This window comes from Streptomyces sp. NPDC006624 (assembly GCF_040611555.1).
Lineage (GTDB): Bacteria > Actinomycetota > Actinomycetes > Streptomycetales > Streptomycetaceae > Streptomyces.
This window is the reverse complement of the sequence record NZ_JBEXOM010000004.1, coordinates 125,876-150,947: the sequence shown is the minus strand read 5'-3', so window position 1 is coordinate 150,947 and position 25,072 is coordinate 125,876. Positions and strand designations below refer to the sequence as shown.

At 73.4% G+C, this 25,072-nt stretch carries 27 protein-coding genes; 9 read left to right on the top strand and 18 right to left on the bottom strand.

The genetic code is table 11. The features are described from left to right. Nucleotides 1-80 precede the first annotated feature (80 nt). Together erm and mgt are read left to right on the top strand one after the other, a co-directional pair. Nucleotides 81-860, top strand: a complete 780-nt coding sequence (erm, locus tag ABZY20_RS09645) for an ErmE/ErmH/ErmO/ErmR family 23S rRNA (adenine(2058)-N(6))-methyltransferase (protein WP_356439049.1) — start codon at nucleotides 81-83, stop codon at nucleotides 858-860. 48 nt (nucleotides 861-908) lie between these two features. Then, complete coding sequence (gene mgt, locus ABZY20_RS09640; protein ID WP_356439046.1) at nucleotides 909-2,111, top strand: macrolide-inactivating glycosyltransferase; 1,203 nt, start codon at nucleotides 909-911, stop codon at nucleotides 2,109-2,111. Between the two features lie 27 nt (nucleotides 2,112-2,138). On the opposite strand, the gene ABZY20_RS09635 is transcribed toward mgt, so the two are convergent. Then, nucleotides 2,139-3,089: a zinc metalloprotease gene (locus ABZY20_RS09635; RefSeq protein WP_356439043.1), complete on the bottom strand. Its 951-nt coding sequence runs from the start codon at nucleotides 3,087-3,089 to the stop codon at nucleotides 2,139-2,141. Between the two features lie 200 nt (nucleotides 3,090-3,289). On the opposite strand from ABZY20_RS09635, the gene ABZY20_RS09630 reads away from it, so the two are divergent. From ABZY20_RS09630 to ABZY20_RS09615, 4 genes are all read left to right on the top strand, one after another. Continuing rightward, nucleotides 3,290-3,607: a hypothetical protein gene (locus tag ABZY20_RS09630; RefSeq protein ID WP_356439040.1), complete on the top strand. Its 318-nt coding sequence runs from the start codon at nucleotides 3,290-3,292 to the stop codon at nucleotides 3,605-3,607. A 163-nt stretch (nucleotides 3,608-3,770) separates the two neighbouring features. Then, nucleotides 3,771-4,316, top strand: coding sequence for a DUF1697 domain-containing protein (locus tag ABZY20_RS09625; RefSeq protein WP_356439037.1), 546 nt, complete (start codon nucleotides 3,771-3,773; stop codon nucleotides 4,314-4,316). After that, on the top strand, nucleotides 4,309-4,692 hold the full coding sequence (locus ABZY20_RS09620; RefSeq protein WP_356439034.1) for a nuclear transport factor 2 family protein: 384 nt from the start codon (nucleotides 4,309-4,311) through the stop codon (nucleotides 4,690-4,692). The genes ABZY20_RS09625 and ABZY20_RS09620 overlap by 8 nt, the downstream gene beginning before the upstream one ends. Before the next feature lie 95 nt (nucleotides 4,693-4,787). Further along, nucleotides 4,788-5,594, top strand: coding sequence for a GvpL/GvpF family gas vesicle protein (locus ABZY20_RS09615; RefSeq protein WP_356439031.1), 807 nt, complete (start codon nucleotides 4,788-4,790; stop codon nucleotides 5,592-5,594). A 27-nt stretch (nucleotides 5,595-5,621) separates the two neighbouring features. Here the strand turns inward: ABZY20_RS09615 and ABZY20_RS09610 are convergent, their stop codons facing one another. From ABZY20_RS09610 to ABZY20_RS09540, 15 genes are all read right to left on the bottom strand, one after another. Then, nucleotides 5,622-6,362: a sirohydrochlorin chelatase gene (locus ABZY20_RS09610; protein WP_356439028.1), complete on the bottom strand. Its 741-nt coding sequence runs from the start codon at nucleotides 6,360-6,362 to the stop codon at nucleotides 5,622-5,624. A gap of 5 nt (nucleotides 6,363-6,367) precedes the next feature. Continuing rightward, nucleotides 6,368-7,267, bottom strand: coding sequence for an ABC transporter permease (locus tag ABZY20_RS09605; protein ID WP_356439026.1), 900 nt, complete (start codon nucleotides 7,265-7,267; stop codon nucleotides 6,368-6,370). After that, the gene (locus ABZY20_RS09600; protein WP_356439656.1) at nucleotides 7,254-8,042 is read right to left on the bottom strand and encodes an ABC transporter ATP-binding protein; all 789 of its coding nucleotides are present in this window, start codon (nucleotides 8,040-8,042) and stop codon (nucleotides 7,254-7,256) included. The genes ABZY20_RS09605 and ABZY20_RS09600 overlap by 14 nt, the downstream gene beginning before the upstream one ends. Nucleotides 8,043-8,078: 36 nt before the next feature. Beyond that, nucleotides 8,079-9,182 (bottom strand): aliphatic sulfonate ABC transporter substrate-binding protein, encoded by a 1,104-nt coding sequence (locus ABZY20_RS09595; protein ID WP_356439023.1) that lies wholly within the window; start codon nucleotides 9,180-9,182, stop codon nucleotides 8,079-8,081. Nucleotides 9,183-9,405: 223 nt separating this feature from the next. Beyond that, on the bottom strand, nucleotides 9,406-10,740 hold the full coding sequence (locus ABZY20_RS09590; RefSeq protein WP_356439021.1) for a GTP-binding protein: 1,335 nt from the start codon (nucleotides 10,738-10,740) through the stop codon (nucleotides 9,406-9,408). Nucleotides 10,741-10,742: 2 nt separating this feature from the next. Beyond that, entirely contained in the window at nucleotides 10,743-11,678 is a 936-nt protein-coding gene (gene cysD / locus ABZY20_RS09585; RefSeq protein WP_356439018.1) for a sulfate adenylyltransferase subunit CysD, read from the bottom strand. Continuing rightward, nucleotides 11,675-12,211 carry an adenylyl-sulfate kinase gene (gene cysC / locus ABZY20_RS09580; RefSeq protein WP_356439015.1) on the bottom strand — a complete coding sequence of 179 codons (537 nt, stop codon included), beginning with the start codon at nucleotides 12,209-12,211 and terminating at the stop codon, nucleotides 11,675-11,677. Before cysC ends, cysD begins: the two co-directional genes overlap by 4 nt. A 26-nt stretch (nucleotides 12,212-12,237) precedes the next feature. Then, the gene (locus ABZY20_RS09575) at nucleotides 12,238-12,948 is read right to left on the bottom strand and encodes a phosphoadenylyl-sulfate reductase (protein WP_356439013.1); all 711 of its coding nucleotides are present in this window, start codon (nucleotides 12,946-12,948) and stop codon (nucleotides 12,238-12,240) included. Next, nucleotides 12,945-13,124, bottom strand: coding sequence for a hypothetical protein (locus ABZY20_RS09570; protein WP_356439010.1), 180 nt, complete (start codon nucleotides 13,122-13,124; stop codon nucleotides 12,945-12,947). The genes ABZY20_RS09575 and ABZY20_RS09570 overlap by 4 nt, the downstream gene beginning before the upstream one ends. Beyond that, the gene (locus ABZY20_RS09565) at nucleotides 13,121-14,818 is read right to left on the bottom strand and encodes a nitrite/sulfite reductase (RefSeq protein ID WP_356439007.1); all 1,698 of its coding nucleotides are present in this window, start codon (nucleotides 14,816-14,818) and stop codon (nucleotides 13,121-13,123) included. The genes ABZY20_RS09570 and ABZY20_RS09565 overlap by 4 nt, the downstream gene beginning before the upstream one ends. A gap of 128 nt (nucleotides 14,819-14,946) precedes the next feature. After that, nucleotides 14,947-15,030: a putative leader peptide gene (locus ABZY20_RS09560; RefSeq protein ID WP_311241247.1), complete on the bottom strand. Its 84-nt coding sequence runs from the start codon at nucleotides 15,028-15,030 to the stop codon at nucleotides 14,947-14,949. A 126-nt stretch (nucleotides 15,031-15,156) separates the two neighbouring features. Beyond that, complete coding sequence (locus ABZY20_RS09555) at nucleotides 15,157-15,729, bottom strand: GNAT family N-acetyltransferase (protein WP_356439004.1); 573 nt, start codon at nucleotides 15,727-15,729, stop codon at nucleotides 15,157-15,159. 100 nt (nucleotides 15,730-15,829) lie between these two features. After that, on the bottom strand, nucleotides 15,830-17,140 hold the full coding sequence (locus ABZY20_RS09550; protein WP_356439001.1) for a hypothetical protein: 1,311 nt from the start codon (nucleotides 17,138-17,140) through the stop codon (nucleotides 15,830-15,832). 174 nt (nucleotides 17,141-17,314) lie between these two features. Continuing rightward, complete coding sequence (locus ABZY20_RS09545) at nucleotides 17,315-18,592, bottom strand: GAF domain-containing protein (RefSeq protein WP_356438998.1); 1,278 nt, start codon at nucleotides 18,590-18,592, stop codon at nucleotides 17,315-17,317. Between the two features lie 477 nt (nucleotides 18,593-19,069). Beyond that, nucleotides 19,070-20,704, bottom strand: a complete 1,635-nt coding sequence (locus tag ABZY20_RS09540; RefSeq protein WP_356438995.1) for an acyl-CoA dehydrogenase family protein — start codon at nucleotides 20,702-20,704, stop codon at nucleotides 19,070-19,072. A gap of 109 nt (nucleotides 20,705-20,813) precedes the next feature. Between ABZY20_RS09540 and ABZY20_RS09535 the strand changes: the two genes are divergently transcribed. Then, the gene (locus tag ABZY20_RS09535; protein WP_356438992.1) at nucleotides 20,814-21,965 is read left to right on the top strand and encodes a YihY/virulence factor BrkB family protein; all 1,152 of its coding nucleotides are present in this window, start codon (nucleotides 20,814-20,816) and stop codon (nucleotides 21,963-21,965) included. 27 nt (nucleotides 21,966-21,992) lie between these two features. On the opposite strand, the gene ABZY20_RS09530 is transcribed toward ABZY20_RS09535, so the two are convergent. Continuing rightward, a complete protein-coding gene (locus ABZY20_RS09530; RefSeq protein WP_356439653.1) occupies nucleotides 21,993-22,808 on the bottom strand; it encodes an NmrA family NAD(P)-binding protein in 816 nt (271 codons plus the stop codon). 186 nt (nucleotides 22,809-22,994) lie between these two features. Here ABZY20_RS09530 and ABZY20_RS09525 point away from each other — a divergent pair, with 186 nt between their 5' ends. Together ABZY20_RS09525 and ABZY20_RS09520 are read left to right on the top strand one after the other, a co-directional pair. Beyond that, nucleotides 22,995-23,963, top strand: coding sequence for an AraC family transcriptional regulator (locus ABZY20_RS09525; RefSeq protein WP_356438989.1), 969 nt, complete (start codon nucleotides 22,995-22,997; stop codon nucleotides 23,961-23,963). Between the two features lie 10 nt (nucleotides 23,964-23,973). Then, nucleotides 23,974-24,663: a helix-turn-helix domain-containing protein gene (locus tag ABZY20_RS09520; protein ID WP_356438986.1), complete on the top strand. Its 690-nt coding sequence runs from the start codon at nucleotides 23,974-23,976 to the stop codon at nucleotides 24,661-24,663. Here the strand turns inward: ABZY20_RS09520 and ABZY20_RS09515 are convergent. Continuing rightward, nucleotides 24,643-25,047: a VOC family protein gene (locus ABZY20_RS09515; RefSeq protein ID WP_356438983.1), complete on the bottom strand. Its 405-nt coding sequence runs from the start codon at nucleotides 25,045-25,047 to the stop codon at nucleotides 24,643-24,645. The two genes, ABZY20_RS09520 and ABZY20_RS09515, sit on opposite strands and share 21 nt — an antisense overlap. Nucleotides 25,048-25,072 lie beyond the last annotated feature (25 nt).

Here is a 25,072-nt window from a genome sequence, read left to right as displayed (position 1 = left end):
ACCCCCTGCTTCCTCCTGTCTTCCGGTCAGGGCCTTCGGCTGCCCTTCCCGCCTCTCACCGAAGACAAGGACCGCAGGCCATGGCCCGCCCTCCCGCGCCCTCCCGTGCGCTCTCGCAGCACTTCCTCGCCGACCGCGCCACCGCCGAACGCTTCGCCCGGCTCGCCGTCCCGCGTGGCCGCCCCGTCCCGCTGCTGCTCGAAGTCGGAGCGGGCACCGGCGCGTTGACCGCGCCGCTCGCCCGCCGCAGCCGCGAGCTGCGCGCCTACGAGATCGACCCCCGGCTGGTTCCGGGGCTGCGCAGCCGCTTCTCCGGAACGCCCCATGTGCGGGTCGTCGGCGGGGACTTCCTGGCCGCGCGCCCGCCGGGCACCCCCTTCTCGGTCGCCGGGAACGTGCCGTTCTCCCGGACGGCGGCCGTCGTCGGCTGGTGCCTGCGCGCCCCCGCCCTCACCGACGCCACCCTCCTCACCCAGCTCGAGTACGCCCGCAAGCGCACCGGCGACTACGGCGGCTGGACGCTGCTGACGGTCCGCACCTGGCCGCGCTACGAGTGGCGGCTGCTGGGCCGGGTGGGGCGGCGCAGCTTCCGGCCCGTGCCGCGGGTGGACGCCGGTGTGCTGCGCGTGGAGCGGCGGGACACCCCGCTGCTGGATCCGGCCGCGTACCGCAGCTGGTGCGCCCTGGTCGAGCTCGGGTTCTCCGGCGTGGGCGGCTCACTGCACGCCTCGCTGCGCGGGGCGCACCCGAGGCGGCGCGTGGACGCCGCGTTCCGGGCGGCGCGCCTGGACCCGGCCGTGCTGGTGGGCGGGGTGACGCCGGGGGAGTGGCTGCGGCTGCACGAGGTCCTGACCTCGTAGAACGCAATGGGGTTGCACGAGACGTATCGTCTCGTCTAGGGTCGCCGCATGACCCGTCGCACCCACATCGCCATGTTCTCCATCGCCGCCCACGGCCACGTGAACCCGAACCTGGAGGTGATCCGGGAACTCGTCGCCCGCGGCCACCGCGTGACCTACGCGATCCCGCCGGTCTTCACGGCGAAGGTCGCGGCCACGGGCGCCGAGGTGAAGCCCTGGAACTCGACCCTGCCCTCGCCCGACGACGACCCGGAGGCGTGGGGGAGCACGCTGCTGGACAACGTGGAGCCGTTCCTCGACGACGCCGTCCAGGCCCTCCCGCAACTGATCGAGGCCTACCGGGGCGACGAGCCGGACCTCGTGCTGCACGACATCGCCTCCTACCCGGGCCGCGTGCTCGCCCACCGCTGGGGCGTGCCCGCGATCTCCCTGTCGCCGGCCATGGTCGCCTGGGAGGGGTACGAGCAGGAGGTCGCCGAGCCGATGTGGGCGGAGCCGAGGAAGACCGAGCGGGGCCGGGCCTACTACGCCCGCTTCCAGGCCTGGCTGGAGGAGAACGGCATCGGCCTGCACCCCGACGACTTCGCGGGCCGGCCCGACCGCTCCGTCGTCCTGATCCCCAAGGCGCTCCAGCCGCACGCGGACCGGGTCGACGAGAGCGTGTACTCCTTCGTCGGCACCTGCCAGGGCGACCGCACCGCCGACGGCGACTGGCAGCGGCCGGCCGGCGCCGAGAAGGTCGTCCTCGTCTCGCTGGGCTCGGCCTTCACCAAGCAGCCCGGCTTCTACCGGGAGTGCGTCAAGGCGTTCGGCGACCTGCCCGGCTGGCACCTGGTGCTCTCGATCGGCAAGCACGTCGCCCCGTCCGAGATCGGCGAGGTCCCCGCGGGCGTCGAGGTGCGCTCCTGGGTGCCGCAGCAGGCGATTCTCGGGCAGGCCGACCTGTTCGTCACGCACGCCGGCGCGGGCGGCAGCCAGGAGGGCCTCGCCACGGCCACGCCGATGATCGCCGTACCGCAGGCCGCCGACCAGTTCGCCAACGCGGAGGTGCTGCAAGGCCACGGTGTGGCACGGACGTTGCTCACCGAGGAGGCCACCGCCGAGGCCCTGCGCGAGGCGGCCCTCGCCCTGGTCGACGACCCGGAGGTCGCCCGCCGTCTGAAGGAGATCCAGGCGCAGACGGTCCAGGAGGGCGGCGCACGCCGGGCGGCCGACCTCATCGAGGCCGAACTGGCCGCCCACCGCGCCTAGGAGGCACCCGCGCCCGCCGGGCCGTCGTCACACCGCGACGGCCTGGCGGGTGAGGGGAAGCCGGGCGTTGTCGAGGGTGGCGTCCATGCGTGCCGACTGCCCCTTGGTGAACATGTACATCGCGGCGTCGTCGGTGTAGTCCATGTAGTTCATGAACATGTCGCCGTCGGGCCCGTTGCCGCACGTCACATGGGGAAAGCCGGGCGAACCGACGTTGGCTCCGGCCTGGTTGGGCGTGTCCGCCACGAAGTCACTGCCGCTGCACCCCTCGTCGTCGTCGCCCCAGATGTGCCGCAGGTTCAGCCAGTGCCCGATCTCGTGCACGGCCGTGCGGCCGCCGTCGAAGGGGGCCGTGGCGGTGCCGGTGGTCCCGAGGGCGGAGTGCGTGACGACCACGCCGTCCGTGGAGGCGGCGCCGCCCGGGAACTGCGCGTAGCCCAGCAGCCCGCGGCGCAACTGGCAGACCCAGAGGTTCAGGTAGATGTCCGCCGGCCAGGCGTCGTGGCCGCCGCTCAGGCTGAACTTGACCAGGTCGTCGGTGTCCCAGTCGGCCTGCGCGCTCCGGCTGCGCGTGATGCCGCCCGTGGGGCGGCCCAGCGGGTCGGTCCGGGCCAGGTGGAACTGCAGGCGCGCGTCGGCCACCAGGTCCTTCCACACCGCGGGCACCTTGCTCACGTCCGGGTTGGCCGCGCGGAAGTCCCGGTTCAGCACGTCGATCTGACTGTGGATCTGGGCGTCGCTCACGTCCTGCTCGGGCGTGCTGTGCACGACGTGCACGACGACGGGGATGTCGAGCACGTTCTGGCGGCCGGTGACCTGCTCCATCGACTCGTAGGCGAACGCGGTGTTCTCGATCAGGGCCCGGTTCTCGGCGTACTCCGGGTTGAGGCTGAGGAGTCTGCGGTGCACCTCCATGGCGCCGCACCAGCGGCTGTAGTCGGGCGAGGTGGCGCGAAGGAATGCCTGCGCATCGGACATGACGGGACTCTCGGGGGAGCTGAGGAGGTGCCGCGCACGCGGCTGTGGAACTGCGCGTCTACACGCGCCGCGAGGGCCGGGCGGCGCCGGGTGGAACGGCCGGTTGCCCGTTCCCTCCGAACCCATACACTGATAATCCTAGTCACTGTGGTATAGGACCGGCAATTCGGATGACCTGCGACGAGTGAGGTGGCCTGGTCATGGCAGAGCCCCCTGCGGGCCTGTTCCGCACGTGGTTCCACTCCTACGAGGAGGATCACGACGACGTGCGGGTGTACCGGCCGGAGGATTTCCCCTTCCCGCCGGCGCGCGGGCGCCGCGGCATGGAGTTCGCACCCGACGGCGGCTTCGTCGACCACCCGCTGGGACGCGGCGACGCCCCCGGGGCCGTGCCCGGCCGCTGGCGACTCGTGTCGGACCGTCACCTCGTGCTGACCTTCGAAGGAGCCCGCCCGGACCGGGAACTGGAGATCGTGCGCTGTGACGACCAGGTGCTCCAGGTGCGGCGGCTGACCTGACCTGACCTGATCGGAGCGGACCTCCGGCTCCCCGGGTGTGTGGATCCTGAGCAGAAGGTTGTGCCCAGCACCGACCGGTGAGTAATTTACGGGGCCGGGCACCTGCCCGCGCGGCCGTCGTGCCCACCCCCACGGGGCACGACGGCCGCCTTATGGTGTGCGGATGACGACGTATGCGGCACTGCTGCGCGGTATCAACGTGGGCGGCGGCAAGAAGGTCCCCATGGCCGACCTGCGCACGCTCCTGACCGGGCTCGGCTACGACGACGTACGCACCTACCTGCAGAGCGGCCAGGCGGTGTTCTCCCGCGAAGGGGGCGACGACGAGTCGCTGGCCCGGGAGATCGCCGGAGCCGTCGAGCAGCGCTTCGGCTTCCGCGTCGAGGTGATCGTGCGCGACCACGCCTATCTGCGGGCGATCGTCGACGCCTGCCCGTACCCGGCCGCCGAGCTGGAGCCCAAGCAGCTCCACGTCACCTACTTCTCCGCCCCCGTCACCCCCGACCGCTTCGCGGAGATCGACCAGGACGCCTGTCTGCCCGAGGAGTTCCGCCTCGGCGACCGCGCCCTGTACCTGTACGCCCCGAACGGCCTGGGCCGCTCCAAGCTCGCCGAGCACCTGTCGAAGCCCCGCCTCACCAAGGGCGTCGTCGCCACGAGCCGCAACTGGAACACCGTCGTGAAGCTGGCGGAGATGACCGGTGCGTGAACGCGTCCCGGAGGTCGAGGCCGTCATCGAACGGGAACTGGCCCTCCTCACCCCGAGGATCCGCAGCTCGCCCGAGCAGGTCGGCGCGCTGCTGCACCCCGAGTTCCACGAGTTCGGCGCCTCCGGGCGGCACTGGAGCAGGGCCGCCATCATCGCCTCCCTGGCCGCCACCACCGACCCCGAGGGCCGCCCGGTCACCGTCTCCGCGATGACAGGCGTACGGCTCGCCCCCGACCTGGTCCACCTCACCTACGACACGGAGTACGACGGCAGCCGCGCGCACCGCAGTTCGCTGTGGCGACGGACCGAGGCCGGATGGCTGCTCTGGTTCCACCAGGCGACCCCGTTCACCCGCGATCAGCCGGCCGCCCGGTGAACACCGCCGCCACCCCGCCCGTACCTACGAAGGGACCACACGAGAACGGAGTCTCGCGAGAGGGATCGCACGGCCACCGACAGGAGCCCGCAGCCATGACCGACCCGCACCTCGTCCACGCCTACGCGGTCCTGCGCCGCACCCCCGAGGCCACGGCGGCGGCGTCCCGCCTGCGCGGTCTCGCCGGAGAGCCGATCCACCTGCTCGACCCGGCGGTCACCGGCTCCCGGCTCGCCTTCGCCGTCGGCCACGTCCCGCCCGGCGCCCTCGACCTCGACGACCTGGACCGGCTGGAGTCCACGGTCCGCTCCCACCACGCCGTGGTGGCCGCCCTGGTCGCCACCGGCGCCGCCGTCCTGCCGCTGCGCCTCGCCACCGTCTACCCCGACGAGGACGGCGCCCGGCGGGCCCTCGACACCCGCCGCGCCTACTTCCTCTCCCTGCTGGACCGCCTCACCGGCCACGTCGAACTCGGCGTCAAGATCTACGCCGCCCCGGACCTCGCCCCGCCCGAAGCGGACACCGGCACCGCGCAGGACCCGGCCACGGGCCTCGGGGTCGGCCGGGCCTACCAGATGATCCGCCGCCGCCGTCAGCGCCGCGGCGAAGAGGCCTGGCGCACGGTCGCCCGGGCCGCCGCGCGCCTCACCGAGACCGCCGGCACCCTCGCCGCCGACCGCGTCACCCACACCCCCGAACGCGGCAGCCTCGCGGGCTCGGCGCCCGGCACCAACGTCGGCAACGACGCCTACCTCGTCCCCGCCGACCGCGTCGTCGCCTTCCGCGCGTCCGTCCTCGCCGCCGCCGAGGGCGTCCCCGGCCTCCGCGTGGAGATCACCGGCCCGTGGGCCCCGTACTCCTTCGCCCTCCAGCCCGAACCCCATGAGGAACCGGCCGCCTGAGCCCGCGCGCCGGCCGGCACCGGGCCCTCAGGCGCTCACGGCCCGCGACAGAGGCACCCGCGCCGCCTCGTACCGCTCCAGCACCACCCGCGCCACCTCCGGTGCCGGGCCCAGCACGTCCGCGAGGACGTCCGCCTCCGCCGCGCCCCGCGCGATGCGGTCCGGGAGGCGGCCGGGGGCCAGCACGTAGGGGGACACGGCGACGCGGGCGCAGCCGAGGGCGCGGAGTTCGCGGACGGCGTCCCGCGTGCGCGGAAGGGATGCGGAGGCGAACGCAGGCCGCACGGCGCACCAACCGGTGTGCCGCCACTCCCGCGCGATGTCTGCGATCACTGCGATCGCCTCCGGGTCGGTGGACCCCGCCGAGGCCAGCACGACCCCGGTCGAGGACTTGTCGGCGGGCGTCAGGCCCGCCTCGTACAGGCGCCGCTCCAGGGCCCCGAGCAGCAGCGGGGAGGGGCCGAGGACGTCCGCCTGGTGGATGCGCAGCTGCGGGGGCGCCTCCGCGAGGACCGCCGGGATGTCCGCCTTCGCGTGGAACGCCCGGGTCAGCAGCAGCGGGAGGGCCACCACGTCGCGGACGCCCTGCACGGCCAGGGACTCCAGAACCCCCCGCACCGACGGCACGTTGAAGTCCAGAAAGCCCGTCTCCACATGGAGGCCGGGGCGCAGCGAGCGCACCCGGCGGACCAGGGCGTGCACCGTCGCGGCATGGCGCGGGTCGCGGCTGCCGTGGGCGATGACCAGGAGAACGGGCGTGTTCGTCATGGGACTCAGCTCTTCACCAGCAGGCCGCGGCTGCGCAGCACCCACCGCTCCAGCGGGCTGAAGATCAGCAGGTCGATGGCGATGCCGACGATCAGGATCAGCAGGATGGCCTCGAACACCATGGCCATGTCGCTGGCGTTGCGGCCGTTCTCCAGCAACTGGCCGAGGCCGACGCCGAGATCGGGGAAGGAGGCGATGATCTCCGCGGCCATCAGCGAGCGCCAGGAGAAGGCCCAGCCCTGCTTCAGGCCCGCCACGTACCCGGGCAGGGCGGCCGGCAGGACGATGTGCCAGGTGCCCTTCAGGCCCGTCGCGCCCAGCGTGCGGCCCGCGCGCAGGAACAGCGGCGGCACCTGGTCGACGCCCGACACCAGGCCGTTGGCGATCGACGGGACCGCGCCGAGCAGGATCACCGCGTACATCATCGAGTTGTTCAGGCCCAGCCAGATCACCGCGGGCGGCACCCAGGCGACCGAGGGCAGCGACTGCAGCCCGGACAGGATCGGGCCGATCGCCGCCCGCACGAACTTCACCCGGGCCACGATCAGGCCCAGCGGCGTGCCGATCAGCAGCGCGAGGCAGAAACCGAGCAGGCCGCGCGAGACGCTGGTCCAGATGTAGCCGAGCAGTTCGCCCTGGAGCCACGCGGTGTGCACGACGGCCCAGACGTCCGACGGCGCGGGCAGCTTGGTCGGGTCGTCGACGATCCGGAACGAGACGAGCGCCTGCCACACCGCCAGCACCAGCGCGACGGCGATCACGGGCGGCAGGATCTTCTCCGTGAAGGTCTGCCGGAACGGCCTGCGGCTGGTCTGCACCGTCTCCAGCGCGTCGAGGCCCGCCTCCAGACCGGCGAGATCGCTGCCGTCCTTGGCGACGGTCGTCGTCGAATCAGTGCTGCCCATGACGGCGGATCTCCCCACGAAGTTCTTCGGTGATCTCGACGGACAGTTCCGCCACGGCGGTGTCCTCGATACGGCGCGGATGCGGGATGTCCACCCGCCACTCGCGGGCGATCCGCCCCGGCCGGGACGACAGCAGCACCACGCGCTGCGCGAGCCGCACCGCCTCGCGCACGTTGTGCGTGACGAACAGCACGGACAGCTGCGTCTCGCGCCAGATGCGGGTCAGCTCGTCGTGCAGCACGTCCCGCGTGATGGCGTCCAGCGCCGCGAACGGCTCGTCCATCAGCAGCAGCTTGCTCTCCTGGGCGAGCGCCCGGGCCAGCGCGACCCGCTGGCGCATACCGCCCGACAGCTCGTGCACCCGCTTGCCGTACGCGCCCTTCAGCCGCACCAGCTCCAGCAGTTCCTCGGCCTTGCCGCGCCGCTCGGCCTTGGCGACGCCCCGCAGCTTCAGGGCGAGTTCGATGTTCTTGCCCGCGGTCAGCCACGGGAACAGCGCGTGCTCCTGGAACATCAGCGCCGGACGGCCGTCCGTGGTGATGTCGCCGGCGCTGGGCCGGTCCAGGCCCGCCACCAGGTTCAGCAGCGTGGACTTGCCGCAGCCCGACGCCCCCAGGAGGGTGACGAACTCGCCGGGCGCGACATCGAGGGTGATGTCGTCCAGGACGAGCTGCTGCCCCGCGGGGCCCGGATACGACTTCGAGACGTGCGCGATGCGAGCGGCGTGCGTGGCCGTCTCGGTGCCGTCGGCGGCCTTGGCGAGGGTCGTGGCCATGGTCGTCACCTCCTGGGAACTCATCGGGATCAGGGCTTACTTCGCGCCGAGACCGGCGTCGTCGACCGCGGGTTCGCCCTCGGCCTGGAGGATCTTGTTCAGCGGGGCGAGGTCGTAGATGCCGGTCAGGTCCGGCTTCTCCAGCAGCCCCGCCTGCACCGCGTGCTCCGCCTCGGTGCGCAGGGTGGAGGCCAGCGGATCGTCGGTGAAGCGGATCGACTTCCACGCCGGGTCGAGGACCTCGGCGGGCAGCGCCTTGCCGGAGTCCTGCTCCAGGCGCTCGTTCGCCGCCCGCTTCGCCGCGTCCGGGTGGGCGTTGATCCACTTGTTGGTCTCGACCGAACCCCTCAGGACGGCCTCGACGACCTTCGGGTGCTCCTTCAGGAACGCCTGTCGCACGACGATGTTCGTGATCACGAACTTGCCGTCCGGCCACAGCGCCGACTCGTCGAGCAGCTCCTTGCCGCCCTCCGCGACCAGCTTCGAGGCGGTCGGCTCCGGCACCCACGCGCCGTCGACCGACCCGGACCTGAAGGCGTCCGGGGTGACCTTGTTGTCGCTGCGGACGACCGTGACGTCGCCCCGGCCGGTCAGCGGGTCGACCTTCCAGCCCTGCTCCGCGACCCAGTTGAGGAACGCCACGTCCTGGGTGTTGCCGAGCTGCGGGGTCGCGATCCGCTTGCCCTTGACGTCCTTAAGCGACGTGATCCGGTCCGGGTCGACCACGAGCTTCACACCGCCCGAGGCCGAACCGCCGATGATGCGCAGGTTCTCGCCCCGGGCCTTGGCGTAGCCGTTGACCGCGGGGGACGGGCCGATCCAGGCGATGTCGAGGGAACCGGAGTTGAGCGCCTCGATCGCGGAGGGACCGGCGTTGAAGACGGCCGGCGCGGCCCGGGTGGCGCCGAGCTCCTTCTGGAAGAAGCCCTTCTCCATGCCCACCAGCGCGGTGCCGTGGGTGAGGTTGCCGAAGTAGCCGATCCTGACCCTGTCGAGACCGTCGATCTTCTTCGCGCCGGCGGCGATCCGGGCGGCCCCGTCGTCCTTGGCCTGGGAGCCGTAGCCGCACGCGGTGAGCGTGAGCAGCGGCAGCGCTGCCAAGGCCGCGAGGCCGCGGCGCAGAGCGGATGAAGCAGGCACGGGAGGTGGTCCTCTCACAGGCCCGGCGGTCACGGTCCGATCAGGTCGTGGCCGGGGGGTCGGCAGGTTTTCGTCTACGGCGCCGGTGGGCGAGGGCGCGCGGGCGGTGCGCGTACGTCAGCGCGCACATCGCGCCACTCCGCCCTGCCCGCTGCCCAGCGCGCCGCTGCCGACGCGGCCGCCCTCCTTGGCGAACATCGAGAAGAAGTCGGCGTGGGTCATGTCAGAAGTCCCACCCGTCGTCCTCGGAGTCGTCCTTGACGGGCTCCGGCGCGGCGAAGGACTCGCCGACCATGCCGGCGGTCAGGGTGGTGCCGTCGTTCGGGTCGATCAGGATGAACGAGCCGGTGCGGCGCGAGTCGGCGTAGGAGTCGACCGGCAGCGGCTCGGCGGTGCGGACCTTCACCCGGCCGATGTCGTTGGCGACGAGCTGTCCGGGGTGCGGGTGCAGGGACAGGTCGTCGAGCGTGAGCCGGGACGGGATGTCCTTGACGATCGCCTTGACGGTGCGCGTGCCGTGCTTGAGCAGCACCCGGTGGCCGACGGTCAGCGGGGCGTCCGCGACGTGGCAGACGGTCGCCTCGATGTCCTGCGTGGTGGCCGGGGCGTCCTTGCTCGGCACGATCAGGTCGCCGCGCGAGATGTCGATGTCGTCCTCCAGCAGGAGCGTCACCGACTGCGTCGTCCAGGCCACGTCGACCGGCTCGCCCAGCAGGTCGATGCCGGAGATCCTGGAGGCGCGGCCCGAGGGCAGCACCGTGACGGCCTCGCCGACGCGGAAGGAACCGGCCGCGATCTGGCCGGCGTAGCCCCGGTAGTCGGGGTGGTCCGCGCTCTGCGGCCGGATCACGTACTGCACCGGCAGCCGGGCGTGGCAGTGGCTCAGGTCGTGCGCGACCGGGACCGTCTCCAGGTGCTCCAGCACGGTCGGGCCGCCGTACCAGTCCATGTTCGCGGACGGCTCCACCACGTTGTCCCCGACGAGCGCCGAGATCGGGATGGCGGTGACCTCGGGGACGCCCAGCTCGGTCGCGTACGCCGTGAACTCCTCGGCGATGGCGGCGAAGACCTTCTCGTCGTAGCCGACGAGGTCCATCTTGTTGACCGCGAGGACCGCGTGCGGGACGCGCAGCAGGGCGGCGATGGCGGCGTGCCGGCGGGTCTGCTCCACGACGCCGTTGCGGGCGTCGACCAGGATGACCGTCAGCTCGGCCGTGGAGGCGCCGGTGACCATGTTGCGCGTGTACTGCACGTGGCCGGGGGTGTCGGCGAGGATGAACCGGCGCCGGGGCGTGGCGAAGTAGCGGTAGGCCACGTCGATGGTGATGCCCTGCTCCCGCTCGGCGCGCAGGCCGTCCGTGAGCAGCGCGAGGTCCGGCGCGTCCTGGCCCCGGCTGGCGGAGGCGCGCTCCACGGCCTCCAGCTGGTCGGTGAGGACCGACTTGGAGTCGTGCAGCAGCCGGCCCACCAGGGTGGACTTGCCGTCGTCGACGGAGCCGGCGGTGGCGAACCGCAGCAGGGTGGTGGCCGAGAGCTCCTCGGTCGTGATCGTGCTCATCTCTAGAAGTACCCCTCGCGCTTGCGGTCTTCCATCGCGGCCTCGGAGAGCTTGTCGTCGGCGCGGGTGGCGCCGCGCTCGGTGAGCCGGGAGGCGGCGATCTCGACGATCACCTTCTCGATCGTGTCGGCGTCGGAGTCCACCGCGCCGGTGCAGGACATGTCACCCACGGTCCGGTAGCGCACCAGCCGCTTCTCGACGGTCTCGCCGTCCTTCGGCCCGCCCCACTCGCCGGCGGTCAGCCACATGCCGCCGCGCCGGAAGACCTCGCGCTCGTGCGCGTAGTAGATCTCCGGCAGTTTGATGCCCTCGCGGGCGATGTACTGCCAGACGTCCAGCTCGGTCCAGTTGGACAGCGGGAACACGCGGACGTGCTCACCGGGGGCGTGCCGGCCGTTGTACAGGTTCCACAGCTCGGGGCGCTGGCGGCGCGGGTCCCACTGGGAGAACTCGTCGCGCAGCGAGAACACCCGCTCCTTGGCGCGGGCCTTCTCCTCGTCGCGGCGCCCGCCGCCGAAGACCGCGTCGAACCTCTCGGCCTGGATCTTCTCGGTGAGCGGCAGCGTCTGCAGCGGGTTGCGGGTGCCGTCGGGGCGCTCCTTGAGCACGCCGCGGTCGATGTAGTCCTGCACGGAGGCCACGTGCAGCCGCAGCCCGTGCCGCGCGACGGTGCGGTCGCGGTAGTCGAGGACCTCGGGGAAGTTGTGCCCGGTGTCCACGTGCAGCAGCGAGAACGGCACCGCCGCCGGGCGGAACGCCTTCAGCGCCAGGTGCAGCATGACGATGGAGTCCTTGCCGCCGGAGAACAGGATCACCGGCCGCTCGAACTCGCCCGCCACCTCGCGGAAGATGTGCACCGCCTCGGACTCCAGGGCGTCGAGGTGCGACAGCGCGTACGGGCTGCCGGTCTCCTCGGACACGGTGGCGACGGTCGTCATGCCAGTCCCCTTTCGGTCAGCAGGGCGTACACGGACGCCGCGGACTCCTGCACGGTCTGGTTCTGCGACTCGATGCGCAACTCGGGCGTCTCGGGCGCCTCGTAGGGGTCGTCGACACCGGTCAGCCCGGTCAGCTCGCCCGCGGCCTGCTTGGCGTACAGGCCCTTGACGTCGCGCTCGCTGCACACCTCGACCGGGGTCGCGACGTGCACCTCGACGTACGCCGTGCCGTTCGCCTGGTGACGCTTGCGGACCGCCTCGCGGCTGTCCTGGTAGGGCGCGATCACCGGGACGAGCGCCAGCACGCCGTTGCGGGCGAGCAGTTCGGCGACGAAGCCGATGCGCTGCACGTTGGTGTGCCGGTCCTCGCGGCTGAAGCCGAGGCCCGCGGAGAGGAACTCGCGGATCTCGTCGCCGTCGAGCACCTCGACGGTGCGGCCCTCGGCGCGCAGCCGTCCGGCCAGCTCGTGGGCGATGGTGGTCTTGCCGGCGCTCGGCAGACCCGTGAGCCAGACGGTGGCTCCGGTCGTCACGTCGGTCTCCTGAATCGTCTGAGTCGTCATCCGTGCAGCCCGCACTCGGTCTTGGCCCGCCCCGCCCAGCGGCCGGCCCGGGCGTCCTCGCCCTCGAGGACCCGGCGGGTGCAGGGGGCGCAGCCGACGGAGGCGTAGCCGTCCGTCAGCAGCGGGTTGGTCAGCACGCCGTGCTCGGTGACGTAGGCGTCCACGTCGTCCTGGGTCCAGCGGGCGATGGGGGAGATCTTGACCTTCTGCCGCTTCTCGTCCCAGCCGACCACCGGGGTGTTCGCCCGGGTCGGGGACTCGTCGCGGCGCAGGCCCGTCGCCCAGGCCTGGTAGTCCTTCAGGCCCTCCTCCAGCGGCCGGACCTTGCGCAGCCTGCAGCACAGGTCGGGGTCGCGGTCGTGCAGCTTCGGCCCGTACTCGGCGTCCTGCTCGGCGACGGTCTGGCGCGGCGTGAGCGTGATGACGTTGACGTCCATCACGGCGTCGACCGCGTCGCGGGTGCCGATGGTCTCCTCGAAGTGGTAGCCGGTGTCGAGGAAGACGACGTCGACGCCGGGCATCGCGCGGGAGGCGAGGTGGGCGACCACCGCGTCCTCCATCGAGGAGGTCACACAGAACCGCTTGCCGAACGTCCCGGCCGCCCACTGGAGGATCTCCAGCGCGGAGGCGTCCTCCAGGTCGCGGCCCGCCTGCTCGGCGAGTGCCTTCAGCTCCTCTGCCGTGCGCTCCTGCTGAACGGTCGTCATATCCCTGCCCCTCCCGTGTCCGGTCGCTTCTGCCCCTGGGACAGCAGCCCGAGGAACTTCAGCCGGAAGGCCCGGCTGCACGCCGCGCATTCCCACGCGCCGTGCCCCTCCTCGCTCGGCCGCAGGTCCTCGTCCCCGCAGTAGGGGCAGTAGAACGGGGCCATCCGCTCGCTCACGACAGGGCCTCCTCGCCGGCCCGGGCCGCCCACGCGGCGAACCGCTCGCCGTCCTCGCGCTCCGCCTGGAACCGCTTCAGCACGCGCTCGATGTAGTCCGGCAGCTCGTCGGAGGTGACCTTCAGGCCGCGCACCTTGCGGCCGAACCCGGCCTCCAGGCCGAGCGCGCCGCCCAGGTGCACCTGGTAGCCCTCGACCTGCTCGCCCTGGTCGTTCAGCACCAGCTGGCCCTTGAGACCGATGTCCGCGACCTGGATACGGGCGCAGGCGTTCGGGCAGCCGTTGAGGTTGATGGTGATCGGCTCCTCGAACTCCGGCAGGCGGCGCTCCAGTTCGTCGATGAGCTGCGCGCCGCGCTGCTTGGTCTCGACGATGGCGAGCTTGCAGAACTCGATGCCGGTGCAGGCCATGGTGCCGCGCCGGAACGAGGACGGCCGGGCGGTCAGGTCGAGCGCCTCCAGGCCCTCGACGAGCGAGTCGACCTGGTCCTCCTCGACGTCGAGGACGATCATCTTCTGCTCGACGGTGGTGCGCACCCGGCCCGAGCCGTGGGCCTCGGCGAGGTCGGCGATCTTCGTCAGCGTCGCGCCGTCGACGCGTCCCACGCGCGGGGCGAAACCGACGTAGAAGCGGCCGTCCTTCTGCCGGTGCACCCCGATGTGGTCGCGCCACTGGCTGGACGGCTGCTCGGGGGCGGGACCGTCGGTCAGCTTGCGCTTCAGGTACTCGTCCTCCAGCACCTGCCGGAACTTCTCCGCGCCCCAGTCGGCGACGAGGAACTTCAGGCGGGCGCGGTTGCGCAGCCGGCGGTAGCCGTAGTCGCGGAAGATGGAGATGACGCCCTCGTAGACGTCCGGGACGTCGTCGATCGACACCCAGGTGCCCAGCCGCACGCCCAGCTTGGGGTTGGTGGACAGGCCGCCGCCGACCCACACGTCGAAGCCGGGGCCGTGCTCGGGGTGGCGGACGCCGACGAACGCGACGTCGTTGATCTCGTGCACCACGTCCAGCAGCGGCGAGCCCGAGATGGCCGTCTTGAACTTGCGGGGGAGGTTCGAGTACGCCGGGTTGTTCAGCACCCGGCGCTTCATCTCCTCCAGGGCCGGGGTGGCGTCGATGATCTCGTCCTCGGCGATGCCCGCCACCGGGGAGCCGATCATCACGCGCGGGGTGTCGCCGCAGGCGGTGACGGTGGACAGGCCCACGCCCTCCAGCCGGTTCCAGATCTCGGGCACGTCCTCGATGCGGATCCAGTGGTACTGGACGTTCTGCCGGTCGGTGATGTCGGCCGTGCCGCGCGCGAACTCCTGCGAGACCTCGCCGATGACCCGAAGCTGACGGGTGGTCAGCGCCCCGCCGTCGATGCGGACGCGCAGCATGAAGAACTCGTCGTCCAGCTCCTCCGGCTCCAGGATCGCCGTCTTGCCGCCGTCGATCCCGGGCTTGCGCTGGGTGTACAGACCCCACCAGCGCATCCGGCCGCGCAGGTCGTTCGGGTCGATCGAGTCGAAGCCGCGCTTGGAGTAGATCGTCTCAATGCGTGTCCGCACATTGAGACCGTCGTCGTCCTTCTTGAACTGCTCGTTGCCGTTCAGCGGGGTGAAGTGCCCCGCGGCCCACTGGCCTTCACCGCGGTGACGGCTCACCTTGCGGCGGGGAGTCGCGGCGGCAGGCTTCGGCGGGGTGGCGGCCATGGTGGATACGTCCTTCGGACAGGCGGGAATGCGGCTCTGACCTGCGCGATGACGCGCACGGGCATACGTGCGCGTCATCGCGCGGGAGAAAAGCTAAAAGGGGGAAGTCGGGCGCGTGCTGAGTGCTCTCAGTGCGCCGGACAGATGGCGCTGGACATGCGGCCGAGGTCGACGTGCCGTCGACTCACCAAGGCGATTCCAGTTCCAGACATGACGGAAGCGTGTCACGGCGATCTGGACACAGTCCAGCTTAATCCAGAATGTGGACACCCTTGTCTCGTACTGCGAGACAAGGGTGTCCTTGGTCACATCGGGCCGTTCCGAGGTGTCCGGGCAGGTCAGGCGGGGAACGCCCCAGGCCACGGTCCCGGAGTCACGACGTCCGCTTCCTCCTCGACCTTGGTGTCGAACAGCTTGAAGCCGCGCCGCAGGTAGTTGTCCATCGCGTGCTCGCCGTCCTTGCTGCAGGTGTGCAGCCAGACCCGCTTGGTCGGGGTCAGTCCCGCCCAGCGGTCCGCGAGGTCCCAGGCCCGGGCCGCGCCGTACGACAGCAGGTGCCCGCCGATGCGCCGGCCCCGGAACGCGGGGAGCAGCCCGAAGTAGACGATCTCCACGACCGCGTCGTCCTGCGCCTCCAACTCCACGTAACCCGCGGGCGTGCCCCGGTCGTAGGCCACCCACGTCTCCACCCCGGGCCGCTCCAGGTGCTCCTGCCAGCGGGCGTACGGCCAGCTCAGCCGGTCCGTCCAGCGGATGTCGCCGCCCACCGAGGCGTACAGGAACCGGCTGAACTCGGGCGAGGGAACCTCGGAGCGGACGATGCGGACGTCTCCGCCCGGCGCGGCGGCCGGCAGCAGGTCGGTCGGAGCGGTCTGCTCCAGGGACCAGGTGGTCACGGCGATGGTGGTCATGCGGGCCAGAAAACCATCCGGCCCACGCGTCTGTCGATCGCCCCCCTGCCCGCCGGGCCCGGGATCCGGCGCCGACCGGCCCGGTGGGCCGCCGCCCGGGTCAGCCCAGCGCCCGGTCGATCGACGCCAGCGGCAGCGCGAACAGCATCCGCCCGGACTGCGACCAGACCTCCCCGGTCTCCTCCCAGTAGGACAGCGAGCCCGGCCGGGTGCTCCAGCACTGCCGGGTCCCGTCCGTGCCGCACTCCGTCGCCCGCGCGCCCTCGGCGTCCTGGCGCCACAGCGTCCCGTGCCCGCCCGGGCCGCCCGCGGCGCGGTCCAGGTACCAGCCCGAGCCGCGCGCCAGCACCCCCCGCACGCCGGTCGTCTTCGTCTCGTACGCCTCGACCGGGTCCGCGCGCCCCGCGGAGTCGGTGGCCAGCAGACCGGACCGGGCCGGGTCCCGGCTCAGCGGGTAGCGCCACAGCCGGGTGCCCCGGTCGCCGTCCGCCGGCACCCACTCGCCCGCCACCAGACTGTCGGGCGAGGTGCTGCGGTCCAGGGAGACGGTGGCCGGACGCGGATCGTCGCCACCGGGCAGGGCGTACGAGCCCACGGCGGGCAGCACGTACCGCGAGCCGTGCGCCGCCCAGCCGCCGCGCACCCGGCCGATCGCGCCGGAGTCGACGGTGGCGCGCTGGATGCGGTCCAGGTCGTACACGTACAGCGCGTCCCGGTCGCCGTCCCGGGTCGTCACCAGCAGCTTGTCCTGGTACCAGACCATCCCGGACAGCGGGGAGGACAGCCCCCGGTAGTCCCGCCCGCCGTCCACCGGGACGGCCAGCAGGGCCCAGGTGTAGCGCAGCCGGGCGGAGTCGTTCGCGTCGACGAAGGCGACCCGGGCCAGACCCCGCTCCGGGGCGGGGCCGTCCAGGGAGCCGCCCCCGGCGCCGCCGCGGGTCCAGCCGGAGAGGATCACACGGTTGCCGCCCCAGCGTCCGTCGTCGTCCGCGTCGCCGGAGGTGGTGACCGCGCCGGGCCGCCAGCCCCGGGTGTCGGAACCGGCGAAGCAGTACGCGCGCGTGGCCGCCGGCTCGACCGGCAGGTCGTGCTTCTCGGCGGCCGGGCAGTCGGACGCGTTGCGCACGGCCCGGTCGGCGCCGTCCAGCACCGCCGAGACCCCGACGGGCCGCCCCATCTCCGAGGCGAGCCGGTCCAGCCACGCCTCGGGCACCCGGCGCTCGGCCAGCGGCAGCCGCCCGGCCTGGGTGGACACGCCGACCGGCGCCAGCGCTCCGGGGGCGTCGGGGGCGGTGGCCTGCGAGGCGCTGATCATGGTGGCGGCGGCGGTGAGCGCGAGGGCCGTCCCGGCCAGCGTCGCGCGCAGCGCCCTGCCCCGCCTGCGCCGCCGGTGTCTGCCGCGATGCTTCATAACGTCCTCCCGAGGCGGGCCAACTGCGCCTTGAGCTCCGTACGTTGACGGAGGAGCAGGTGGGGTGGCCCGTACCGCATGCTACGGCAGGTGAGGGGGCCGGCGGACGAAGACCCTGCAAATATGCGAAAGACGCACCGTCCCGGGCGCCTCGCGGCACACGCCGAGTGAACCTCAGGGCCCCGGTGCGCGCGTGTGCCGCCTGCGCACCGCGGGCGCGGCCGAGTGGGGCAGCAGATCGCGCGGGTCGTCCGGGAGCACCACCTCGACCTCGGCGTCCTCGGCGAACCGGTACGGCCGGTGCTCCAGCAACGCCCCCAGATACCGCCGCACCCGCGACATCTCGGCCCGCACCGTCACCCTGCGCGCCGGGTCCCCGAACACGTCCGCCGCCAGCCCCGCGGCACTGCGGCCGGAGCGGTGGACGGCGAGGAGGTACAGCAACTCCGCGTGCCGCGGACTCAGTTCCCGGGTCCAGGAGCCCGCGCCGCCGGTCACCTCCACCGACCAGCGGCGCGGCCGGCTCAGGTCGAGCACGATCCTGCTGCTGCCGCGCGGCGCCCGCTCGTCGTCGGCCACCCGCAGCAGCCAGCCCCCGGCCAGCGGCTCCACCGCGCACAGCCCGAGCGCCGGCAGCCGGCACGCCCCCGCGGACAGCGACTTCGGCAGGAACACGCGGCGCACGTACGGCATCCCGCTCACCGCGGCGGTCCAGCCGTCCGCGTCGACGGCCAGGGCACGCCCGCCGAGCCGGGCCAGCACCGGCGCCGCGACCGCCCGCAGCCGCTCCAGCGCCTCCGTGTGCATCTCCCGCAGCCGCGCCTCGGCGAGCTTGGCCACCGAGCCGACCCAGGCCAGCGTCGCCGGGTGCATCGTCTCCAGCGGCCCGCTGACGTCCACCACGCCGAGCAGCCGGCCGTCGCGCGGGTCCGTCAGGGGAGCGCCGGCGCAGGTCCACCCGGCCTGGGAGCGCACGAAGTGCTCGGAGGCGAAGACCTGCACGGGCCGGCGCACCACCGCCGGGGTGCCCACGCCGTTGGTGCCGACGACGTCCTCCCGCCAGTCCGCGCCCAGTTCGAAGCCCAGACCGTCGGCCCTGCGCAGCACCGCCGCGCTGCCCTCCCGCCACAGCACCCGGCCGTCCTCGTCGGCGACGACCATGATGTGGTGCGCGACGTCCGCCGTCGCCAGCAGCCCCTCCCGCAGCACCGGCAGCACGTGCCGCAGCGCCGACCTCTCGCGCCGCCGCTGCACCTCCTCGCGGGAGAGCGGATCCGCCCGCACGTCGTGGTCGGGATCGACGCCGCTGCGCAGCATGCGTTCCCAGGACTGCTCGATCACGGGGCGCGGCGCCACGGCGGAGGGCTGCCCGGAGAGCCGGGCGGAGCGGATCTCGCCGAGCACACGGGCCGCACGCGTGGTGTCGACGGCGGCCAGGTGCGTGACGTCCATGCGCGTGCGCCCCCCAGGTGTCGTTCTCCGACGGTGTGTCCCACCCTGACTGTGCGTCTCATAGTGCCGTCTGCCCCCGGAGGGCGCGCACAGTCCGCACACAGTCAGCAGCAAGTTGCAACCCCCTGCAACCCTGGTGGACACCCCTGCCGTGTCTGACACTTGAGCCGCGCCGTCCCGAGCGGCGTTCAGCGGCTCGAACGGGCCGGACGGCGGGGGTGGTGCCGTGTCGGCGCAGCACCACCCCCGCTCTCGCGTTCCCGGGCCGTCCGCGGCGCGCGGTGTGCAGCCGGGGCGAGCCCGGTACGGCACCCCGCTACGGCACCGCCCGGCACGCCTAGCTCATCGCGCCGGCGCCCGCCGCCCGGCACGCGGCCGGCCGACGCCGCCGCGCGCCGCGTAGGGCACCCGGTCCGGCCACGCGCGGTGCGCCGCCGGCCGCGGGACCGCCGCGGCCACCGGCGTGCCGGCTCAGGCTCAGGCCACCGGCCGGGCGCGCTCCACCACCGACGCCAGATCCAGCGTGTGCGGCAGCGTCCCGAACACCGCGCCCCCGTCGCCGCCCAGCCGTGCCGCGCAGAACGCGTCGGCGACCTGCGGCGGCGCGAACCGCACCAGCAGCGACCCCTGCAGCACGAGCGCCAGCCGCTCCGCCAGCCGCCGCGCCCGGCCCTCCACGCCCTCCAGATCCGCCAGGTCGGTCAGCAGGTTCTTGATCGCCGCGTCGAGCCGGTGATCCGCGCCGCGCGCCTGCCCGACCTCCCGCAGATACGCGTCCAGCGCCCCCGGCTCCCGCTGCAACGCCCGCAGCACGTCGAGCGCCTGGACGTTGCCCGCGCCCTCCCAGACCGAGTTCAGCGGCGACTCCCGCACCAGCCGGGGCATGCCGGACTCCTCGACGTACCCGTTGCCGCCGAGGCACTCCGCCGCCTCCACCGCGACCGCCGGGCAGCGCTTGGTCACCCAGTACTTGGCGGCCGGCACCGCGATCCGCAGCAGCGCCCGCTCCTGCTCGCCGCCGTCGTCGCAGGCCGCCGCGAGCCTGAGCGCCAGGGCCGTCGCCGCCTCCGACTCCAGGGCGAGATCGGCCAGGACGTTGCGCATCAGCGGCTTGTCGGCGAGCTTCCCGCCGAACGCTTCCCGGTGCTCGCAGTGGTGCACCGCCTGCGCCACGGCCTGGCGCATCAACCCGGCGGAGCCCAGCACGCAGTCGAGCCGGGTCGCGGCGACCATCTCGATGATGGTGCGCACCCCCAGCCCCTCCTCGCCGACCCGGCGGGCCCACGTCCCGTCGAACTCGACCTCCGCTGAGGCGTTCGACCGGTTGCCCAGCTTGTCCTTGAGCCGCTGGAGCAGGAACACGTTGCGCGTGCCGTCCTCGAGGACCCGCGGCACCAGGAAGCAGGTCAGCCCGCCCGGGGCCTGCGCCAGCACCAGGAAACCGTCGGACATCGGCGCCGAGCAGAACCACTTGTGCCCGGTCAGCTCGTACGTCCCGTCCTCGGCGAGCGGCCGCGCGGACGTGGTGTTGGCCCGGACGTCGCTGCCGCCCTGCTTCTCCGTCATGGCCATCCCGAACAGCGCCCCGGCCTTGAGCCGGGCCGGGCGCAGGTCACGGTCGTAGATCATGGACGTCAGCCGCGGCTCCCACTCGGCGGCCAGGGCCGGGTCGGCGCGCAGGGCGGGGACCGCCGCGTGCGTCATCGACAGCGGGCAGCCGTTGCCGGCCTCCACCTGTGTCCACACCACGAACGCGGCGGCCCGGCGCAGGTGCCCGGCCGGCCGGTCCCAGGCCGCGGTGAGACCGGCGGAGACGCCCTTGCCGAGCAGCCGGTGCCAGGACGGGTGGAACTCCACCTCGTCGACGCGGTTGCCGTACCGGTCGTGGGTCCGCAGCCGCGGCGGGTTCTCGTTGGCGTGCCTGCCCCACTCCTGCACCTGCGCGGAGCCGGAGGTCCGCCCGAGCGCGGACAGCTCGCCGAGCACCTCCTCGCGCAGGTCCGGATCGAGGTGCCGTTCGACCGCGGCGGCCAGGGCCCGGTCGGCGGAGAAGACGTCGTACCCGACCAGCGGGGGGACCTGGTTCGTCACGGAGTGCGTGCTGCCTGCCATGGTGCGAACGTACCCCGCGGTACCACCTTGGTCACCCACGAACCCGGCCGGTGCGCTGCGGACCGGCCGGTGGGTGAGTGGGGCGGGGCGCGACGGATACCGTTAGGGGGTGCAGCCAGCAAGCGAAACCCCCGACACACCCTCCGGGCGCCTCCACCGGGCCCGCGCCCTGTACCGGAACGTCTCCAAGCGCAGGACCGCCTGGCTGTTGCTCAAGGACACCGTCAACTCCTGCATCGAGTACCGCATCCTGGGCCTCGCCGCCGAGGCCGCGTTCTTCACGCTGCTGTCGGTGCCGCCGCTGCTGCTGAGCATGATCGGACTGCTCGGGTACGTCGACGCGTGGACCGGCGCCGACACCATCCAGAGCCTGGAGAACAACCTGCTGGAGGCGGCCCGCACCATCCTGTCCGACCAGGGCGTGCGCGAGATCGCCGAGCCGATCCTGAACGACGTGATGAAGGGCGGCCGGCCCGACGTCATCTCCCTCGGCTTCCTGTTCGCCCTGTGGTCCGGCTCCCGCGCGGTGAACGTCTTCATCGACACCATCACCGTCATGTACGGCCTCGACGGGGTCCGGGGCATCGTCAAGACCCGCCTGCTGGCGTTCCTGCTGTTCATCGTGGCCCTGCTGATCGGCTCGGTCGCGCTGCCGCTGATGGTGGCCGGGCCGGACGCTGTGGTGGAGATCGTGCCGTGGTCCGCGACGCTCGTGCAGGTCCTGTACTGGCCGGTGGTGATACTGCTGTCGATCGCGTTCCTGACGACGCTGTACCACGTGTCCGTCCCCGTCCGCTCCCCGTGGATCGAGGACGTGCCCGGGGCACTGGTCGCCCTCGGCATGTGGGTGCTGGGCAGCTTCCTGCTGCGGATCTACCTGACCAGCACGGTCGAGGGCCCCACGATCTACGGTTCCCTCGCCGCGCCCGTCGCCGTGCTGCTGTGGATCGGTGTGTCCGCGTTCGCCGTGCTCGTCGGGGCCGCGGTCAACGCCGCCATCGACCGGGTCTGGCCGGCCGCCGCGACGGCCGCGGCCCGCGAGGCCAACGAGCGGCTGCGGCAGGCGCAGGTCGCCGAGTACGTGGCCCGCGCCGCCGCCCGGGGCGAGGCCGACCCCGACATGCCCTCGGAGTTCCCCGAGCGCTGGTCCCGCTTCCTGCCCCCGGAGGACGTCTCCGCCCGGCTGCGCACCCATGTGCGGTCCGCCCATGTCAAGAGCGGCCCCGCCAACGGGGAGACCCACCGGCCCGAGGAGAAGTGAGCGGGGGCGGGGCCGCCGGCGCCGGGCTCAGGCCGTCCAGGTCCCGGCCGCGGCCTCCTCGCGCACGAAGTCGCAGAAGGCGCGCGGCTCGCGGCCCAGCACCTGACGCACCCCGTCCGACAGGTGGGCGTTGCGGCCGTCCAGGAGGGTGCCGAAGATCGCGGTCAGGGCCTCGGCCTCCTGCGGCGGCACCCCGAACCCGGCCAGGGCCTCGGCGTAGTCCCGCGTCGAGACCGCCCGGTACGTCAGCGGCCGCCCCGTCGCCCCGGCGATCTCCGCGACCGCCTCCCCGAAGGTCAGCAGCCGCCCGCCGGACACGGCGAGCGTCCTCCCCACGTACCGGTCGCCGGCCGTCAGCGCCGCCACCACCACGTCCGCGACGTCCCGCACGTCGACGAACGGCTCGCCCACCTCGCCGCCCGGGAACACCAGCTCACCGCGCTCGCGCAGCTCCGCCACCAGCGGGCCCTCACTGAAGTTCTGCGCGAACCACGCGGCCCGGACGACCGTCCACCGCGCACCCGACGCCCGCAGCGCCTCCTCGGTGGGCAGGGCCTGCTCCTCGCCCCGCGCGGACAGCAGCACCAGCCGCCCCACCCCGAGCCGCACCGCCTCCCGCGCGAGCGCGCCGACCGCGTCCGCGGCCCCCGGTGCGCCCACGTCCGACGGGACGGCGAGATAGGCCGCGTCGGCGCCGCGCAGCGCGTCCGCCCAGGTCGCGGGCTCCCACCAGTCGAAGCCGGTCGTCCGTGACGCCGCCCGCACGGTGAGCCCGGCGGCCCCCGCGGCCCGCGCCACCCGGCTGCCGGTACGCCCCGAGGCGCCCGTCACCACGACCGTCATGCCCCGCGCGTGCCGTGCCGCGCGCTCCGCGTGCCGCGCGTCTTCCGCCGCGCTCGCCGCGTCGTCCCTCGTGTTCCCTGCCAGGTCATGCGTTGTGTTCGTCATACCGGGAAGTCAACTGCCGCTCACCGCCCGGCACCATCGCCGAACGGCTCGTCGCCATGCGCCCGCGTCTACGCTGACCGTATGGACGCTCTCGCAGGCCTGCTGGAAGGCCCCCGTGCGCGGGGCGCGTTCATGATCAGGGCGTGCTTCGACCCGCCCTGGGCCGTCCGCGTGGAGGACCGGGCGCCGCTCACCGTGATGCTGGTCGTCCGCGGTGAGGCCTGGGTGCTGCCCGACCGGGGCGAGCGGACGCGGCTGCGGGCCGGGGACCTCGCGATCGCCCGCGGCCCCGACCCCTACACCTGCGCCGACGCCCCCGGCACGGCACCGCAGGCGGTCATCCTGCCGCACCAGGAGTGCCGCTACCCCGACGGCCGGCCCCTCAACGGCTCCATGGACCTCGGCGTCCGCACCTGGGGCGACCGGCCCGACGGCGCCACCGTCCTGCTCATCGGCACGTACCCGATGCCCGGCGAGATCGGCGGGCGGCTGCTGGACGCGCTGCCCCCGCTGCTCACCCTCACCCCCGACGTGTGGGACTGCCCGCTCACCCCGTACCTCGCCACGGAGATCACCCAGGACCGGCCCGGGCAGGAGGTCGTCCTGGACCGGCTGCTCGACCTGCTGCTCATCGCCGCGCTGCGGGCCTGGTTCGCCCGCCCCGAGGCACGGGCGCCCGCCTGGTACCGGGCCCTCGCCGACCCGGTCGTCGGCCCGGTCCTGCGGCTGCTCCAGGACGATCCCGCCCACCCGTGGACGGTCGCCGCGCTCGCCGCGAAGGCCGGGGTGTCCCGGGCGGCCCTCGCCCGCCGCTTCACCGGCCTGGTCGGCGAGCCCCCGATGACGTACCTCACCGGCTGGCGGCTGGCCCTGGCCGCCGACCGCCTGCGCTCGTCCGACGACACCCTCGACGCGGTGGCCCGCCGGGTCGGCTACGGCAGCGGGTTCGCCCTGTCGACGGCGTTCAAGCGGAGGTACGGGGTGAGCCCGGCGCAGTACCGGGGCGGGACGGGCCAGGCACCCCCGCCCTCGCCCCCGCCGTCGGCGTAGCCTGGCTCACGTGTACGCGGAACGGGTGTCGCGGCTGGCCGGGGCGGTCGTGTGGAGCAACACCCCGGAGCGGTCCGGGGCGGGGCGCGTGCTGCCCGACGGGTGCATGGACCTGCTGTGGCACGACGGGCGGCTGCTGGTCGCCGGGCCCGACACCCGGGCCTACCGCACGGACGGCGAGCCCGGGCCCTGGTGGGGCCTGCGCTTCTACCCGGGGACGGCCCCGGCGCTCCTGGGGGTGCCGGCGCACGAGCTGCGTGACCGCCGGGTCGAGCTCACCGACCTGTGGCCGGCCGCGCGGGTGCGGCGCCTGGCCGACGCCGTGCACGCGGCCCCCGACCCGGAGAGCGGCCTGGAGGAGCTGGCCCTGCGGCGGGCCGCCGACACCGCACCCCCGGACCCGCTGCTGCGCCGGATCGTCACCGCCCTCGACGCGGGCCGTCCCGTCGCCGCGACCGCCGACCGACTGGGGCTCGGCGCACGGCAGTTGCACCGCCGCTCGCTCGCCGCGTTCGGCTACGGACCCAAGACCCTGGCCCGCATCCTGCGGCTGCGCCGCGCCCTCGCGCTCGCCCGGGACGGCGTGCCCTTCGCGGAGACGGCCGCCCGGGCCGGGTACGCCGACCAGGCGCATCTCGCCCGGGACGTAAAGGAGTTCGCGGGGCTGCCGCTGGGCGAGCTACTCGCCGGCGGCGGGTAGCGGGGCGAACAGGTCCACCCCGTTGCCGTCCGGGTCGAGCACGACGGCGTACCGCTGCCCCCAGAAGGCGTCCCAGGGCGCGAGTTCGCCACGGCACCCGGCGCCGACCAGCTCCTCGTACAGCGCGTCCACCTCCCGCGGGGAGTCGCACCGCAGGGCCAGCGAGGCCCGGCTCCCGCCGCCGGGCGGCCGCCACGCGGGATGGAAGGAACGGACCGTCTCCTCGGTGTCGAGCAGCAGCCGCAGCCCGCCCGGGAGCCCGGCCTCCGCGTGCGGCTCGTCCTCGGCGCCCGGCGGGAAGGCGAAGCCGAGCCGGCGGTAGAAGGCGACGGAGGCGGCCATGTCGGAGACGACCAGGCCGATGGCATCGAATCGTGCGGTCATGGAGCCACCGTAGGCAGGGCCGCGC